The 16,594-nt window shown below is 61.6% G+C and carries 13 protein-coding genes; 9 read left to right on the top strand and 4 right to left on the bottom strand.

Translation table 11 applies throughout. From position 1 onward, the window contains the following. The first annotated feature begins 17 nt into the window (after positions 1-17). The 9 genes from murC to ligA all read left to right on the top strand — a co-directional run bounded on the left by murC (position 18) and on the right by ligA (position 11,994). Positions 18-1,454 carry a UDP-N-acetylmuramate--L-alanine ligase gene (gene murC / locus AB4Z24_RS00605; RefSeq protein ID WP_441705069.1) on the top strand — a complete coding sequence of 479 codons (1,437 nt, stop codon included), beginning with the start codon at positions 18-20 and terminating at the stop codon, positions 1,452-1,454. Then, positions 1,454-2,431, top strand: a complete 978-nt coding sequence (gene murB, locus AB4Z24_RS00600; RefSeq protein WP_441705067.1) for a UDP-N-acetylmuramate dehydrogenase — start codon at positions 1,454-1,456, stop codon at positions 2,429-2,431. Before murC ends, murB begins: the two co-directional genes overlap by 1 nt. Before the next feature lie 39 nt (positions 2,432-2,470). Further along, complete coding sequence (locus tag AB4Z24_RS00595; RefSeq protein WP_441705065.1) at positions 2,471-3,424, top strand: D-alanine--D-alanine ligase; 954 nt, start codon at positions 2,471-2,473, stop codon at positions 3,422-3,424. Beyond that, the gene (locus tag AB4Z24_RS00590; RefSeq protein WP_441705063.1) at positions 3,412-4,416 is read left to right on the top strand and encodes a cell division protein FtsQ/DivIB; all 1,005 of its coding nucleotides are present in this window, start codon (positions 3,412-3,414) and stop codon (positions 4,414-4,416) included. Before AB4Z24_RS00595 ends, AB4Z24_RS00590 begins: the two co-directional genes overlap by 13 nt. Before the next feature lie 11 nt (positions 4,417-4,427). Beyond that, positions 4,428-5,684: a cell division protein FtsA gene (gene ftsA / locus AB4Z24_RS00585; protein WP_441705061.1), complete on the top strand. Its 1,257-nt coding sequence runs from the start codon at positions 4,428-4,430 to the stop codon at positions 5,682-5,684. 96 nt (positions 5,685-5,780) lie between these two features. Beyond that, complete coding sequence (ftsZ, locus tag AB4Z24_RS00580) at positions 5,781-7,328, top strand: cell division protein FtsZ (RefSeq protein ID WP_441705060.1); 1,548 nt, start codon at positions 5,781-5,783, stop codon at positions 7,326-7,328. Between the two features lie 377 nt (positions 7,329-7,705). Next, positions 7,706-8,647, top strand: a complete 942-nt coding sequence (gene lpxC / locus AB4Z24_RS00575) for a UDP-3-O-acyl-N-acetylglucosamine deacetylase (protein WP_441705058.1) — start codon at positions 7,706-7,708, stop codon at positions 8,645-8,647. A gap of 233 nt (positions 8,648-8,880) precedes the next feature. Beyond that, on the top strand, positions 8,881-9,750 hold the full coding sequence (locus AB4Z24_RS00570; protein WP_441705056.1) for an outer membrane protein assembly factor BamD: 870 nt from the start codon (positions 8,881-8,883) through the stop codon (positions 9,748-9,750). Between the two features lie 102 nt (positions 9,751-9,852). After that, positions 9,853-11,994 carry an NAD-dependent DNA ligase LigA gene (gene ligA, locus AB4Z24_RS00565; RefSeq protein WP_441705054.1) on the top strand — a complete coding sequence of 714 codons (2,142 nt, stop codon included), beginning with the start codon at positions 9,853-9,855 and terminating at the stop codon, positions 11,992-11,994. Positions 11,995-12,008: 14 nt separating this feature from the next. Here the strand turns inward: ligA and AB4Z24_RS00560 are convergent, their stop codons facing one another. The 4 genes from AB4Z24_RS00560 to AB4Z24_RS00545 all read right to left on the bottom strand — a co-directional run bounded on the left by AB4Z24_RS00560 (position 12,009) and on the right by AB4Z24_RS00545 (position 16,474). After that, complete coding sequence (locus AB4Z24_RS00560; RefSeq protein ID WP_441705052.1) at positions 12,009-12,191, bottom strand: hypothetical protein; 183 nt, start codon at positions 12,189-12,191, stop codon at positions 12,009-12,011. 84 nt (positions 12,192-12,275) lie between these two features. Then, positions 12,276-14,087, bottom strand: coding sequence for an aminopeptidase P family protein (locus tag AB4Z24_RS00555; RefSeq protein WP_441705050.1), 1,812 nt, complete (start codon positions 14,085-14,087; stop codon positions 12,276-12,278). A 45-nt stretch (positions 14,088-14,132) separates the two neighbouring features. After that, on the bottom strand, positions 14,133-15,008 hold the full coding sequence (locus tag AB4Z24_RS00550) for a 50S ribosomal protein L11 methyltransferase (protein WP_441705048.1): 876 nt from the start codon (positions 15,006-15,008) through the stop codon (positions 14,133-14,135). A 14-nt stretch (positions 15,009-15,022) separates the two neighbouring features. After that, on the bottom strand, positions 15,023-16,474 hold the full coding sequence (locus AB4Z24_RS00545; protein ID WP_441705046.1) for a DUF3754 domain-containing protein: 1,452 nt from the start codon (positions 16,472-16,474) through the stop codon (positions 15,023-15,025). Positions 16,475-16,594: the final 120 nt, after the last annotated feature.

Raw genomic sequence — 16,594 nt, 5'->3', positions numbered from 1 at the left:
CGAGGTAATTTCCATCCATGCAGATGCCCCGCGACATCGGGCCTTTCCATATCATCGGAATCGGCGGCATCGGCATGAGCGCCATCGCCGAAATTCTGGTTGCCAAAGGCTACACAGTTCAGGGCTCCGACCAGAAGGAGAGCGCCAATGTCAAAAGGCTCAGGGCCAAGGGCATTCGCGTTTTTGTCGGCCATGATCCGGTAAACCTCATCGGCGCGCGCTATGTCGTCATCTCGACGGCGGTGAAGCCGCTGAACCCGGAACTCGTCGCGGCCCGCCAGAAAGGGCTGACCATCATCCGCCGCGCTGAGATGCTGGCGGAGCTGATGCGGCTTTATTCGACGATCTCGGTCACAGGCACGCACGGCAAGACGACGACGACGTCGCTCCTCTCGCACATCTTCACGGAAGCGGGTGAAGAGCCGACCGTCATCACCGGCGGCATCATCAATTCGTGGGGTTCGAATGCCCGGCTTGGCCAGGGCAAGTGGATGATCGTCGAGGCAGATGAAAGTGACGGCACGTTCACGCGGTTGCCGACCGAAATCGGCATCGTGACGAATATCGATCCCGAGCATCTCGATTATTTCGGGTCGGTCGAGGCGATGCACCGCGAATACGAAGCGTTTTTGCGGAACATTCCATTCTTCGGCCTCGCGGTTGCATGCATCGATCATCCGGTTGTTCGGGACGTGATCCAGCGGCTGAACCTTCGGGCGGACGGCCGCAAGCTTCTGACGTACGGTCAAAGCAAGGACGCCGATCTCGTGCTTCAGTCGGTTCGCATCGACGGGAACACGACGACTTTCGATGCGGTCCTTGCGGCGCACGTCAAGGGCGGCGCGCGACGGCTCGAAGGCTGGTCGGTGCCGATTCCCGGTTCGCACAATGCGCTTAATGCGCTTGCGGCCATAGCGGTCGCGACGCATGCGGGTTTGCCGGACGCGAAGATCAAAGCCGCGATGGCGGGATTTTCCGGCGTCAAACGGCGCTTTCAATTCGCCGGCGAATGGAACGGCGTCGGCATCTACGACGACTACGGCCATCATCCGGCTGAAATCGCCGCGGTGCTGGCGGCGGCGCGGGGCGGCAGCAAGGGCCGCGTGATCGCGGTGGTCGAGCCGCACAGGTTTACGCGCGTTCGCGATCTCTTCGACGAGTTCGCGCAGTGCTTCAAGGATGCAGATAGCGTCGTCGTTGCTCCGCTCTATACGGCGGGCGAAAGTCCGATTGCGGGCATCGACAACCGGACTTTGGCTGATCGCATCCGGACGCTCGGGGGACGGCCGGCCGAAGCCGTGGATGATCCGAGCCTGCTCGTCCCGGCGATCAAACGCCTGGCGCGGCCGGGCGACATCGTCATCTGCCTCGGCGCGGGGAATTCGACGGAATGGGCGAACGCATTGCCGGGATGGCTCGCGGAAGCGCCGCAGCGGACCGGGAGCAACGGCTGATGTTCGATGACATCACCGGCGAACTTGCTTCCGCCATGCCGGATCTCCGGGGAAGGCTCAGCGCGAACGCGTCGCTTGCCGATGTCACTTGGTTTCGCGTCGGGGGGCCGGCGCAAGTGCTCTTCATGCCGGCGGACGAAGCCGATCTCGCCTACTTCCTCAAGCACAGGCCGCGCGAGCTTGCCGTTCAGGTCATCGGGCTTGGGTCCAATCTACTGGTGCGGGATGGTGGCGTTCCTGGCGCCGTTATCCGGCTTGGGCGCGGCCTTAGCGAAATCAAGGTCGATGGCCAGCGCCTACGGGCCGGCACCGCCGTTCCCGACGTCAAAGTGGCGCGCGCCGCCGCGGACGCGGGAATTCGTGGGCTTGCGTTCTATCGCGGAATTCCGGGATCGATCGGCGGGGCGCTGCGCATGAATGCGGGCGCGCACGGACGGGAAACGAAGGATTGCCTCGTTGGTGCGCGGGCTGTCGATCCGGAAGGCAATATCCATGTGCTTTCGCTGGCAGACATGGGTTTCACCTATCGCCACTCGGGCATCCCGAAAGATTGGATTTTCACCGAGGCGACGTACGAAGGCGAGCCGGGTGATCCGGCAGAAATCCTGAAAGAGATGGACGAAGTCGCCGACTATCGGGAGAAAAATCAACCGATCAAAGAACGGACGGGCGGCTCGACGTTCAAGAATCCGCAGGGCCACAGTGCCTGGAAGCTGGTCGATCAAGCGGGTTGCCGGGGATTGCGCGTCGGCGGAGCAAAAGTTTCCGAGATGCACTGCAACTTCCTGATCAACGACAAGCAGGCTAGCGGCGAAGACGTCGAAACGCTTGGCGAGACGGTGCGCGCGCGCGTTTTGGCGACCTCCGGGATCACGCTCGACTGGGAGATCATCCGGCTCGGCATTCCGAAGCCCGGCCGTCCTGTCGGCGAGGCGCTGGCGGCGGAAAGTGCCGCTATTCACGCCAGCCAAAACTGATCAAACTGCGAATGCATCTCTGACCTAAGCGAGCCAGCCATGAACGAACTCGGCCCGGTGCCCAAGCGCACGCGTATCCACGTCGCGGTTTTGAAGGGCGGGCTTTCCGCCGAACGCGAGGTGAGTTTGAACTCGGGCGCGGCAGTCGGCGAAGCGCTTCTGCAGGAGGGCTACACGGTCACCGAAATCGACGTCGACCGCGATCTTGCGAGCAGGCTGCAGGAGCTGAGACCGGACGTCTGCTTCAACGCGCTGCACGGAAAATTCGGCGAGGACGGCTGTGTGCAGGGCATCCTCGAGCTTTTGGGAATTCCCTACACCCACTCGGGTGTGCTCGCCTCGGCGCTCGCCATGCACAAGGAGCGGGCGAAGGACATCATGAAGCTTGCCGGCGTGCCTGTCGCCGAAGCCAAGCTCGTGACGCGCGGGGAGGCTCTCGGAGGCCACGTGATGCCCGCGCCATACGTCGTCAAGCCGGTGACGGAGGGGTCGAGCGTCGGTGTCGTGATCGTGCCGCCGGATACGGAGCGGCCGCCGAATTCCATCGCCGCCGGGGGCCCGCTGGATGAGATCGTGATGGTCGAGCGCTATATTGCGGGCCGCGAGCTAACTTGCGCTGTCATCGGCGATTTTGTGACGGACGTGATCGAGATTGTGCCCTTAAGGGGACTCGCTTTCTACGATTACGAGTCGAAGTACGCTCCGGGCGGTTCCAAGCACGAGCTGCCTGCACAACTTTTACCAGATATTTACCAGTTGGTCCGTTCCTTAACCTTAAGGGCGCATCAAGCTTTAGGCTGTCGCGGCGTATCGCGGGCTGACTTCCGCTTCGACGATACCGCGGGCGGAACCAACGAGCTGATCTGCCTCGAAGTCAACACTCAGCCGGGCATGACGGGGACCTCCCTGGTGCCTGAGCTGGCGGGGTATGCCGGCTGGTCGTTCGGTGACCTCGTCCGATGGATGGTCGAGGACGCGAGTTGCAACAGGTAGAGAGCAAGCAACGGTTCTGGTGGCGGGCAGCACACGATGCGCCAACGCCTGAACCGGATGCTGCTCACTGGATGGCCGAGACGCGCGGCGTCGCGACGGTCAGCAAACGCGTCGCCGGCGGCGCGGCCAAGCGCTCACCTTTCGCTCTACAAATTCCGCGCGGCGAACGCCGCTTTCGCAGGTCGCGGCGCGCGCAGCGCTGGGTGAAGCCTTCGGCCATCGCCGCAGGCGTTTTGATTTTCATCGGTGCAGCCGCGTACGCGTTGCCGCTCGGCAAACTCGGCGCGATCGATTTCGCTGCGAAGGTCAACGACGTGATGGTCGCTGCAGGATTTGGAATCGATCAGGTAAATGTTTCGGGCCAGCACTATTCGTCGGATTCCGATGTTTTTGACGCGCTCGATCTTCCGAACGTCAAGACATTCGCGGCGTTCGATTCCGATGCGGCGCTGAAACGGATCGAACGGATTTCCTGGATCGATACCGCGCAGATCACGCGCGTTTATCCGGGAACTCTCGACGTCGTCGTTCGCGAACGGACGCCGGCTTTCCTTTTGCAGCGTGGTGAAACGAGTTTTCTTGTCGATGCCACGGGACGCACGCTTGGACCCGCCGCTCGCGGCTCCAACTGGAATTTGCCGCGGGTCAGCGGCGAAGGCGCCGAGAGCGAAGCCATCCTGATGCTCTCAGCCTTGCGGCAATACCCGCAGATCGAACGGCAGTACGCATACGGGGAACGCATCGCCGAGCGCCGCTGGCGGATCGTGCTCAAGAACGGCACCGCGCTCGAACTCGGCGCCGATCGCGAGATCGAAGGCTTCGAAGAAGTCGCGACGGCGCGAGAGGCCACGTCGGCGCTCAAGGGATCGCCGATGATCGTCGATGTTCGCACGCCGGGCCGGATTGCGATCCGGCCTCTGGATGGCAATTCAGGACGGACGGCGTCGAAGGCGGGTGCGCAGACCGTGTCTCTGGTTTCAGAACGGCCCTAACGGAGATTTTTGTGGCGGATCGGCGCAATTACCGGACCATCGGGCTTCTCGATATCGGCACCAGCAAGACTGTTGCCGCCGTCGTGGTGGCTGAACACAGCGCTGGTGCAGCCAAGCCGTCGTTGCGGCTGGCGGGCCTCGGCATGCAGCGTTCGAAGGGCATCAAAGCGGGCGTTTTGACGGACCTCGACGAGGCCGAGTCGGTCGTTCGCGGCGTCATCGGTCAAGCCGAGCGCGCGGCTGGTATCTCGGTCGGCGGTTTCACGCTTTCGATTGCGGCCGGGCGGCTGTCGTCGGTTCATTGCACGGCGCGAACCGAGGTCGAGACAGGTAGCGTGACTCACGACGACCTCGCGCGGCTGATGGCGGCGGGGGAAAGCTATGCCGAGCGCAATGGACGGACGCTAATACATCTCAATCGTCTTGGCTACGATGTCGATGGGGCAACCGGTGTCCGCGATCCTCTCGGACTTTCGGCGCGCAGGCTTTCAGCGGGGCTGCACGCGGTCACGGCAGACGAGGCGCCGCTGCGCAACCTGCTTGTGCTGGTCGACAGGTGTTACGCGAGTTGCGACGGCTTGGTCGCTGCTCCCTACGCGAGCGCGCTTGCGGTAACGACGGCCGAGGAGCGCCAATTCGGCGTCACCTGCATCGATTTCGGGGCCGGAACGACGTCCATTGCGATGTTCGCCGATGGTGCGTTCACGGGAACCGACGTCATTCCGGTCGGCAGCCAGCACATCACCTACGACATCGCCAAGGCGTTGCAGACACCACTCGCCGAAGCCGAGCGAATCAAAACGCTTTATGGCACACTTCTCAATGCCCAGTCCGACGAGCACGAGTCGTTCTCCTACCCTATCTCGGGCGAAGAGGACGATGCGAGCTACGAAACCAGCAGAGCGCGGCTCACGGATATCGTCCGTCCGCGCGTGCAGCAGATCATGGGGCTTGTGCGTGAGCGTTTGGCGCTCAACGCGGCAAGCCGATACGCGGGAGACAAGGTTGTTCTGACGGGCGGTGCCAGCCAGCTTCTGGGATTGCCGGAGGTCGTCGCGAACGAGTTCGGCAGAACCGTGCGCATTGGACGGCCGACGGATCTTCCCGGTCTCAACGCAAGCCTCGCGGGACCACAGCTTGCTACGCTCTCGGGGCTGGCAATGATTGCGGCTCGAGGCGAAGGCGAATTGAACGTCGCCCGGGGCCGGAAGACGGTGACGCAGGGGTATCTCGGCCGCGTCGGTACATGGCTCAAGGGCGGGTTTTGAAGACGTGTCGCAGAACGAGTTGAAATCGCCGAAGTGATGGGCGCGGGAGCCCAGCGTAATCACGCGAAACGGCAAACTATCAATGTCGAGGAAGCTATGAGCATCAAGCTGCAATTGCCGAAGCTGGTCGACGCCAAGCCGCGGATCACCGTGATCGGCGTTGGGGGCGCCGGGTGCAACGCCGTCAACAACATGATCGCAGCCGGATTGCAGGGCGTGCAATTCGTCGTCGCGAACACCGATGCGCAGTCACTCGAAGCTTCGAGTGCCGAACATCGCATCCAGCTCGGAGTCAACCTGACGGAGGGCCTCGGTGCGGGTGCCCGGCCGGAGATCGGCGAAGCGGCAGCAGAAGAAGCGCTTGAAGAACTTCGCACGCATATTGCCGGTGCACATATGGTGTTCATCGCCGCCGGCATGGGCGGCGGCACGGGCACGGGCGCTGCCGCAGTCATCGCCCGGATCGCGCGCGAGCTTGGGGCGCTGACGGTCGGCGTCGTCTGTAAGCCGTTCCAGTTCGAAGGCGCGCGGCGCATGCGCATCGCGGAAGCCGGCATCCAGAGCCTTCGCCATCTCGTCGATACGCTCATCGTCATTCCGAACCAGAACCTGTTCCGTATCGCGAACGAGCGGACGACTTTCGCGGAAGCGTTCGTGCTGGCCGACCAGGTGCTCTATTCGGGCGTCGCCTGCATCGTCGAGCTGGTGCTGAAGGAAGGCCTGATCAACCTCGATTTCGCCGATGTCAGAACCGTGATGAGCGGCATGGGCACGGCGATGATGGGAACCGGCGAAGCGACGGGCGAGCGCCGGGCTATCCTCGCGGCGGAAGAGGCTATTGCCAATCCGCTGCTCGACGACGTGACGCTGCGCGGGGCCAAGGGGCTTCTGCTCTCCATCTCGGGCGGCCGGGAGATGACGCTCTATGAAGTCGACGAAGCGGCGAGCCGGATCCGGCAGGAAGTCGATCCCGATGCGAACATCATCGTGGGCGCGACGTTCGAAGAGCAGCTCGGTGATCGCCTGCGGGTGTCGATCGTCGCCTCCGGCATGAACAGGGCGGCTGAATCGATCGTCGGTCAGCAGGGCGGATTGCGCGCGATCGCGGGCGCACAGGCCGTCGCGCAGCAGGCTGCCGCGCCCCAGCCTCAAATGCAGCAGCCGCGGCCCACGGTTCATGCGCCGGGCGCATCCATTCCTCCTCCGCCGCCGTCGGGGGATCTGCAAAGACGGCTGGCCGAAGCATTGCAGCCTCCGGCAGGTGCTCACGGCCAGAATATTTCGCAACCTGTCCACAGCGAAACTCCACGACAGAATCGTGACAGCTGGATTGCGCCCGGAAACGTCATGATCGAAGACGGCCTGGAAAATTTTCCTCCCCTCTCCGGAAATGCTTTGTTACGGACGCCGCCCCTTCCGTCGGGGTCTCAGGGCCAACATTACGACTCCCGATTCGAGCCGCAGGCACCCGCCGAAATTCATCGCGGAGGGCGCCGTCTGCCGGGCATCGAAGAATTTCCTCCGCAGGCGCAGAAGGAATGGAATGCGCATCACGGAGCGTCGCCGCGCGCGAGTTCGAGAGATGCAGAAGAGCCCAGAAAACCTGGACTTCTTGAACGTTTCGCGGGGCGGGGAAGAAAATAGAAAGTACGCACAACAAATGTCTACAATGCGCTATGCTTTCGATCTTAAATCGTGAAAAATGCGTGCCGAGGGCAGGTGATTTTTCTCGCCAAAAACGCGCAGAAAATGGGGCTGCATCAAGACGGCGACGACGTCAAGCATGGTTGCCAAAGCGTAACACAGTGTAAGAAAGCGTGATTTGTCGGTGTTTGGCGAAGCAGTTAGCTTTTGTGCATCGACCACTTGCGATGCGCCTTTTGATCAGAGCAGACACGGCCGAAATAAGGCTGGCTCGCCCTGAACTTTAAAGGGGATCGTCCAAACGGGGTCAGGGGGTTGGTAGGCCGCATTTATGCTGGGGAGCAGCGGCCCGCCAAAAGAATGAGGGACGGCGCTGTATGTCGAATCGATTCATCGGTGCGCGGCAAACCACGCTTGCCCGCGAGATCCAGTTGACAGGCACGGGGGTGCACAGCGGAGCTCCGGTATCACTCACACTGCATCCGGCAGAGGCTGATACTGGGCTCCGCTTTCTCGTTACAAAACGAGGAAAAGTCATTTCGGAAATCGCGGCACACGTAGCCAACGTCAAAAATCTTACACTTTGTACCGTCATCGGCGATGACGCCGGAGCAACGGTCGGAACTGTCGAGCATCTTCTGGCGGCCCTTCGCGGCCTCTCCATCGACAACCTCTATATCGAGATCGACAGCAAAGAAGTTCCGATCATGGACGGCAGTTCGGCGGTTTTCGTCGACGCCATCGATCGGGTCGGCATCCGGGAGCTTTCCGAGCCGCGCAAATATATCAAGGTTCTGAAGCCGGTTCGCGTCGAGGAAAATGGCTGCTGGGGCACGCTTGACCCACACGCCGGTTTCCGCATGGACGTGGAAATCGACTTCCAGTCTCCAGTCATCGGCAGGCAGCGTCTGCAATACGAGATGAGCCCGGGCGTGTTCCGTCACGAGCTTTCTCGCGCCCGTACCTTCGGGTTCATGAGCGACGTCGAGAAGCTCTGGAAAGCCGGTCTGGCGCTCGGCGCCGATCTGACGAACACCGTGGCGATCGGCGAAGACAAGGTCATGAACAAGGAAGGGCTCCGCTATCCGCAGGAGTTCGTCCGCCACAAGATGCTCGACGCCGTTGGCGACCTGGCGCTGGCCGGTATGCCGCTGCTCGGGGCTTATCGCTCCTACCGGGGCGGCCATCGTTTGAATTCGATGGTTCTGCAGGCCCTGTTCGCTGACGCTTCGAACTGGGAAATCGCGCAGGCACCGCGTGCACGCGCTACCCGTTCGCCGGTCCATCTGGTCCCGCAAACCGTCGTCGCAGCGGAATAAGCGCAAGCTTATTCCCTGTTCGATTTGGCGCACGGCCCAGGCGAGATTCTCTCGTTCGGCAGCCCGGAATGCACCACATTCTGGCGATAGCCTAGCGGAGGTGGGCCGTTGGCGGGGATATGCTGGCGATTCACCTTTCGGGGCGAGCTTCGGGGTGCTATCCGCATGCGATCGTCGATAGGATTTGGCTGGCGTTGAGACAACGTCGGCCTGTGTGGGAAGCAACGCGGCGCATGATGATATCGACGCGAGACATCAAGAAAGTTCTTGGGGCTGCAACAGTCGCGATGACGCTTGCCGTCGCCGGCTGCTCGGGCAACAAGCTCGATACATCGGCTCTCAATCCGGATCCGCCCAGCAAGATGTATGCTGACGCCGATGCGCTGATGGCCAAGGGCAGTTTCGAAGACGCCGCGACAAAGTTCGAGTCCGTCGATCGCGAGCACCCGTATTCGCAGGAAGCGCGCCGGTCCATCGTCATGGCGGCTTACGCCTACTATCGGGCCGGAAAGTCGCCTGAGGCAATCGCCTCGGCCGAGCGCTACATCACGATGCATCCGGGGACGAAGGAAGCGCCACTGGCGCACCACATCATCGCGTCCGCCTATTTCGACGACTTGAAAACCGCGAACCGCGATCAGACGCCGGCGCGCAAGGCGCTCGAGCAGTTCAAGATATTGAAGAGCCGTTATCCCGACAGCGAGTATGCGCGTGATGCCGACAACAAGATCCGCATCTGCCAGGACAACATCGCGGCCAACGAGATGGAAGTCGGCCGGTACTACCTCGACAAGCACAACTACGTGGGCGCGATAAACCGTTTCAAGACGGTGGTGAGCGACTATCAGACGACGGCGCACGTCGAAGAAGCGCTGGCGCGCCTGGTCGAGTGCTACATGGCGCTCGGCATCACCAAAGAGGCTCAGAACGCTGCGGCTGTGCTTGGCCACAACTATCCCGACAGCAAATGGTACAAGGATTCTTACACGCTCTTGGCGAACGGTGGATTGGCCCCGCGCGAGGACGGCGACTCCTGGCTGTCCAAGACATGGAACGCCGTGCCGAAGCTGAGCGTACCTAAAATGAGCTTTGGCAACGGCTGATTTGCCGATTTTCGTCTGAAAATCACATCGTGCTAGAGTTTGAAGCGCGGCCGGATATCCGCCGCGCTTTTTGCTTTGCTTCGCAAGTTATCCGAGATCGTCATGTCTCCAGCGGGTTCGAAAAAGACATCCAAGGGCCGCGCATCCGCGCCTGCAAAGAAAGAAACGGCCGGGGCGGAAATCACTCGGCTGGCGGCCGAGATTTCCCACCACGACGATCTCTATTACCGGCATGACGCGCCCGAGGTCTCGGACGCGGAGTACGATGCGCTCCGCCGCCGCCTTGCCGAATTGGAAAATGCTCATCCGGAGCTTCGCCGTTCCGATAGTCCCACAAACAAGGTCGGGGCGGCGCCTGTCGCTGCGTTCGGCAAGATTCGGCACGACGTGCCGATGCTGTCGCTCAGCAATGCGTTCGACGATCAGGATGTCGTCGATTTCGCCGAGCGGGTGCGCCGCTTTTTGAAGCTCGGCGACGACGACCTTTTGGAGGTCACGGCCGAGCCCAAGATCGATGGGCTTTCGATTTCCATACGCTACGAAGCCGGCGTGCTCGTCCAGGCGGCGACGCGTGGCGATGGCACGGAAGGCGAGAACGTCACGGCGAACATCAAGACGGTCGGCGAAATTCCGCATCAGCTCAAGGGCCGGAATATTCCCGACCTGATCGAGATTCGCGGCGAGATCTATCTCGGACACAAGGATTTCGAAAAGCTCAACGCGGCACAGGCGGCAAGCGGCGACAAGGTATTCGCCAATCCCCGGAATGCGGCTGCCGGATCGCTTCGCCAGCTCGATCCATCGATAACGGCGAAACGGCCGCTGCGGTTTTTTGCATATACCTGGGGGGCCGCCTCGGAGCTTCCGGCGGATACGCAAGCCGGCGTCGTTGCGAGTTTCGGAGCGTGGGGCTTGCCGATCAATCCGATGATGCGCGTTTCGACGACGACCGAAGACCTGCTCGCGTTCTATCGCGATATCGAGCGCAAGCGCGCGTCGCTCGGCTACGATATCGACGGCGTCGTCTACAAGGTCAACCGGCTCGACTATCAGGAGCGGCTGGGGTTCGTCTCGCGCTCGCCGCGCTGGGCCATTGCGCATAAGTTCGCCGCCGAACAGGCAACGACGGTGCTCGAAAAGATCGATATTCAGGTGGGGCGCACCGGAGCGCTCACGCCGGTCGCGAAACTTCGACCTGTCACTGTCGGCGGCGTCGTCGTTTCGAATGCGACGCTGCACAACGAGGACGAAATCGCGCGGAAAGACATTCGCGAGGGCGATACCGTCGTCGTCCAGCGCGCGGGCGATGTCATTCCGCAGGTTGTCGAAGTCGTGCTCGACAAGCGGCCGTCGCATTCAAAACCGTTCGAATTTCCGACGGTCTGTCCGGTTTGCGGCAGTCACGCCGTGCGTGAGTCTGTGGAAGAAACGGGCCGAGCTGACGTCGTTCGCCGCTGCACGGGAGGGCTTATCTGTCCGGCGCAGGTGAAGGAACGTCTCAAGCATTTTGTTTCGCGCAACGCCGTCGATATCGACGGGCTCGGGGCGGAAAAGATCGAGTTTTTCTTCGACACCGGGCGCATCAAGTCGCCGGCCGACATCTTCACGCTCGAGATGCGGGATCGGGATTCGGATGAACCGCTGACGAAGGTCAGGGGCTTCAAGGAGACATCGGTTCGCAAGCTCTTTTCCGCGATCGATGCCCGTCGTGAGGTTGCGCTCGACCGTTTTCTTTTTGCACTCGGCATTCGGCATATCGGGGAGACAACGGCGAAGGATCTCGCCAAGGCCTACGGAACGCTCGAAGCTTTGCGCGCGGCCGTGGATGCTGCCGTCCTGGGCGGCAAGGGCAGCGATGCTTATGAGGACATCGATAATATCGAAGGTATCGGCGAAACGGTCGTCGACGCGCTCGTCGATTTCTTTGGCGAACAGCACAATCAAGAACAGGTCGATGCGCTATTGTCGGAAGTGAAGGTCAAGCCCTACGAGCGGCTGCAGACGAAAGCTTCGCCCGTTACCGGCAAGACGGTCGTCTTCACCGGAACGCTGACGAAGCTGACGCGGAATGAGGCGAAGGCACAGGCGGAACGGCTTGGTGCAAAGGTTTCGGGTTCCGTTTCGAAAAAGACGGATTACGTCGTCGCGGGCGCCGAGGCCGGATCGAAGCTCGACAACGCGCGTGCGCTCGGTGTGACGGTGCTCGACGAGGACGGGTGGATTGCGCTCGTCGGTCAGAGCTGATCGATCGTTCCGGTTCAGCTCGACTTCAGCGCGATGAACATCTCGCCGTCGCGCATCGTGATTTCGATGCCGTGGTCGCCCTCGGCCGCCAGCGCCAAAAGTGTGACGATGTTTTCTGGGCGCTCAATGCCTGCCGCGGCTTTCAAGGGCTGCGGAAAATGTGGTGCTGCCGTCAGTTCGTAGATTGAAAACATCATTGCTCTCCCTCATGCGTGTGCATGTGGAGATGTAACGATGGCGGGTGTTTTCCGCTGTAACCGATGGGACAGGCGCAGCGCGAACTAGACCGGCTGCGTTGCCTGCTTCAGCCAGTTGCGTGCCGCGGGATCGAGGCCAGGCGCAAGCGTGTCGTAGACGTGCTTGTGGTAAGCGTTGAGCCAATCACGCTCGCTCGTATCCAGCATTTTTGAATTGATCAGCCGGCGATCGATCGGCGCGAGCGTCAGCGTCTCGAAGGCCATCATCTCACGCTCGCCGCCCTCGACGGGTTCGGGCAGCGTCACGAGCACGACGTTCTCGATGCGGATGCCGTACTCGCCGACTTTGTAGTAGCCGGGCTCGTTCGAAATCAGCATTCCGGCGTGGAGCGGCGCCATCCCTGCACGCGAGATCGATTGCGGTCCCTCGTGCACGGAAAGATAGCTGCCGATGCCATGGCCGGTTCCGTGATCGAAATCGGCGCCGATCTGCCAAAGCGCGCGCCGTGCGAAAGGATCGAGATCGATGCCGCGCGTGCCTTTCGGAAAGCGCGCGGTCGCGACGGCGATATGGCCTTTCAAAACGGCGGTGAAATGCCGTTTCATGTCTTCGCTGGGTTCGCCGATTGCGACCGTGCGCGTGATGTCGGTCGTGCCGTCCGGATACTGGCCGCCGCTGTCGATGAGGAAGAGTTCACCCGGGCTCATTCGCCGGTTGGTGTCTTCCGTCACGCGATAATGGACGATGGCGCCGTTCGGCCCTGAGCCCGAGATCGTCGGAAAGCTGACGTCGCGAAGCATGTTCGTGTCGCGCCGGAATTCTTCGAGCTTTTGGACGGCCGTAATCTCGTCCAGCGTTCCGTCGGCGGCCCAATCGTCGAGCCAGGCGAGGAAGCGGACGACGGCGTGACCGTCACGCAGGTGGGCGGCGCGTGCGCCGATCACTTCGGCATCGGTCTTGATCGCCTTCGGGACGATGCAGGGGTCTTGTCCGCGGGCGATGAGCTTTGGTCCGAGTTTCGCGCCGAACCAATAGGCGGCGGTTTCAGTATCGAGGCGGACGCGCTTGCCCTTCGCTTTCAGCTCTTTCAATCGGGCTGCGAGCATTTCGGGCGGGAGAAGCTTCGCGACCGGCGCGACGGCGGCGCGTGCCTCGGGATCGAAACGATCGGGTGCGATGAAGAGTTCGGCTTTGCCGCTCGCCGGTACGATTGCGAATGCCAGAACGACCGGATTGTGGGCGACGTCGCTGCCGCGAATGTTGAAGAGCCAGCAGATGGAATCCGGCAGCGTCAGGATGACAGCGCCTTGGCCTTCCTCCTTCAGCCGCGCTTGCAACTCAGAGAGCTTGTCGACGGGTGTTCTGCCGGCGAACGCGATCGGCTGTGCAATGACCGGATTTTGCGGAGGTGCGGGCCGGGCCTTTCCCCAAATGCTATCGATCGGATTGCTGGCGAGCGCTTTGAGCTTCAGTCCTTTCGCCGAGATGGCTTTTTGCAGCCGTTCGATCTCGCCGGTGGTGTGGTTCCAGGGATCGAAGCCGATGGTTTGGCCATTGGCCAGATGCCCGGTCAGCCATTCGGAGATCTTGTTGCGAGGCAGCAGCGAGACCTCGAAGATGTCTGTGTCGGTTTCGGATCCGGCCTGCACGGTGTAGCGGCCGTCAACGATCAGGACGGCTGCCCGTTTCGTGACGATCGCGATCCCGGCGGAGCCTGAAAATCCGGTCAGCCATTTCAGACGCTCGGCAGAGGCGGGAACATATTCGCCCTGATGCCTGTCGGCGCGTGGGACGAGAACGGCATCGAGCTTTGTGCGTGCCATCAGTGCACGAAGCGCCTTCACGCGTTCGGCGACGCGGTCCGGCTCGGACGAGGATTCGAATGTCTGCAGCATGGGTGCGTTTCTAAGCGGCAGTGCTCAAGCGGGCAATGGCGGATTTCAGCGCCGTTCGAGCGTCAGCGTGGACCATCCCGTCAAGCGGTCGTGGCGGACGAGCGAGAAGCCGTGGGCTCGGTAGGTGGCGAGGACCTCCGGCGCCTGTGGAATCAGAATACCCGAGAGCACCAGCGTTCCGCCGGGCACGACCGAGCGGGAGATTGCAGGCGCGAGGCCGATCAGAGGCCCAGCCAGGATATTAGCAATGAACAGGTCGAACGGGGCGCGGCTCCGAACTTTCGGGTGTCCGATGCCGCTCGCAACAACGAGCGCGATACGGCTCGCGGCACCGTTGAGCCTTACGTTTTCCGTGGCGACCTTCACCGATTGGGGGTCCATGTCGGCGGCGATGATCTCTGCATACGGCAATGCCTTCGATGCCGCGATGGCCAGCACGCCCGAACCGCAGCCAAGGTCGAAGACCCAGTTGAAGGACTTTGCGCGCGTCAGCCTGTCAATCGCCAGGAGGCAACCGAGCGTCGTCGCGTGATGTGCGGTGCCGAAGGCTTCTCCGGCGTCGATCAAAATAGCATTCGGACCGCCAGCGATGCGGCCCTTGTCATGGCTACCGTGAATGGTGAAGCGGCCCGCATGGACGGGCGGCAGTGCCGCTTGAGAAATCGCGACCCAATTGAGGTCGGGCACGGTCTCGACGGTGAACGGGGGCAGCGGGCCTTGCACGAGAGGCCCGAGCTCGGTTGCCAGATCGCGATCGCCCGCATCGGCATCGAAGTAGGCTTCGAGCCGCCAGCGATCGGGTCCGTCTTCGAAAACGGTCAGTGCGTCCGGCGGCGGCTCGAGCAGATCCTGCAGCGCGTTGCCGGTCTCATAAGCAAGTGAACGGTCGCCAAACTGCGCCGCAAATTTTTTGAATGCCATTCGATTTTTCAGTTCTAGGCCGGTCGGCCCTCGAACTCATAGCCTTCCGTGCTGACGGGGTCGGGTAGGTGATCCAGGAACAAGTCCCACTTGGCGTCGATATGCTTCGCCGCCTCGGCCGGTGGCAACGTGACGAAGGAGCCATCCGGCTTTTCGACGACGATGCCGTCGCGGATCAAACGATCGAGCGCGTCGTCGATCTCGAAATCGATTTTCACACCGAAGGTGCGGGTCAGGTAGTTCTCGATGGCGAGGTCGATGGACGGCAGATCGGTACGCGTCGACTTTTCCTTGGCGAGAACGCTGTAGAGCAGCATTTCCTCCTTCACGTCCTCTTCGGCGCCGCGGGCCGCGATTTTGAGGATGACGCCGCGATTGTCGGCCATGGTGTGGAAATAGAGGTTCTGCGCCATGATGACCATGTAGCGCTGCTTCTGGTTGAGGAAGCCCATGGCTTGCCGGGCGGCGATGCCGCCCAGACCCGCCAGCGCGCCAAGCGCGGCGATCGGATTGCTCATCAGAAGCGCGACCTTGCCGGCCGCGCCTGCCGCGCCCATGCCGATGCCGCCGCTTGCCGTAACGCCGAGACGAAGCTTATCCAACGGCCGGAAGCGGACTTTGGTGTTCGGGAAGATCATCTCGACGTCCGTGCGCGGAAGGTTCTTGAAGAGCTTCAGGTAAATATTCTTCTCGTTCATGCTCTTCGGGAAATGCGCGCGGTTGCGGGCGACGTGTTTCTCCGCCGCCTCGCGCGAGAGTTTCATGTCGCGCATGGCTTCTTCAACGCACGTTTCGACCGACTTCAACTTGAACATGATGAAGAGCCGCTGGAAAATCGGAACGTCAAATTCTTCCTTGCGCAAAAACTTGCGAATGCGGCGCCGCTCATACTTCCGGTTCGACGCGCCGCGATAGAAGATCGAGATGCGCTCGAACTCTTCCATATCGACGAACAGATCGAGGCCGTAGTGGCTATCGCGCGTCATAATGAGTTCGATATTGCTCGGATCGATGCGTTCGTAGTTGGCCCGCTGCAGCAGGCTTTCGACGCCTTCGAAAACCCGGTGCTGTAACGACGCACGCTCATCGTCCGAAAAGCTGCGCGTCATCAGCAGGTCGCTGTCGGGGGAAAATGCTTCATAGGTCTGCTCGAGATCGAGAAGCAATGCGAAGTACTGCTGCTGGCGCCAGTAATCGAGATAGCGAAAGAAGCGGCGCGCGTCGGCGGCTTGTCCGGCCGGCCAAAGATAAGGCTTCGTCAGGCGGTCAAGTAGGGCAAAACGTGTCACGGGAATGAAGCGCTCACGTTTGCGCGTATCGTCGGGCTCAAGAATGTCGATCGGCTGGCGCTTGGCGTCTTCTGGAACCTCGGCTGGCTTCGCTTCGAAGTCCGTGAGATCCGCCAGCCGCTGAAAAAGGCCTTGCCTCCGCTCTAATCGGCCTTCCGCAAAGTCTGCCGACGCCATACACAACTCCCCGAACTTTTTGTTTCGATCCCAGCTTCTTACGCAATGAAGTTCATAGCGGGTCGCTGGAGATCACGCGAGCCTGGCAACCCTTCGTCGCGGAATGATGACGAGCATTTC

The organism is Hyphomicrobium sp. 2TAF46 (assembly GCF_052114865.1).
In the GTDB taxonomy this organism is placed as follows: Bacteria; Pseudomonadota; Alphaproteobacteria; order Rhizobiales; family Hyphomicrobiaceae; genus Hyphomicrobium_B.
The sequence above is the reverse complement of the archived record's forward strand: the minus strand, read 5'-3'. Positions and strand labels throughout refer to the sequence as shown.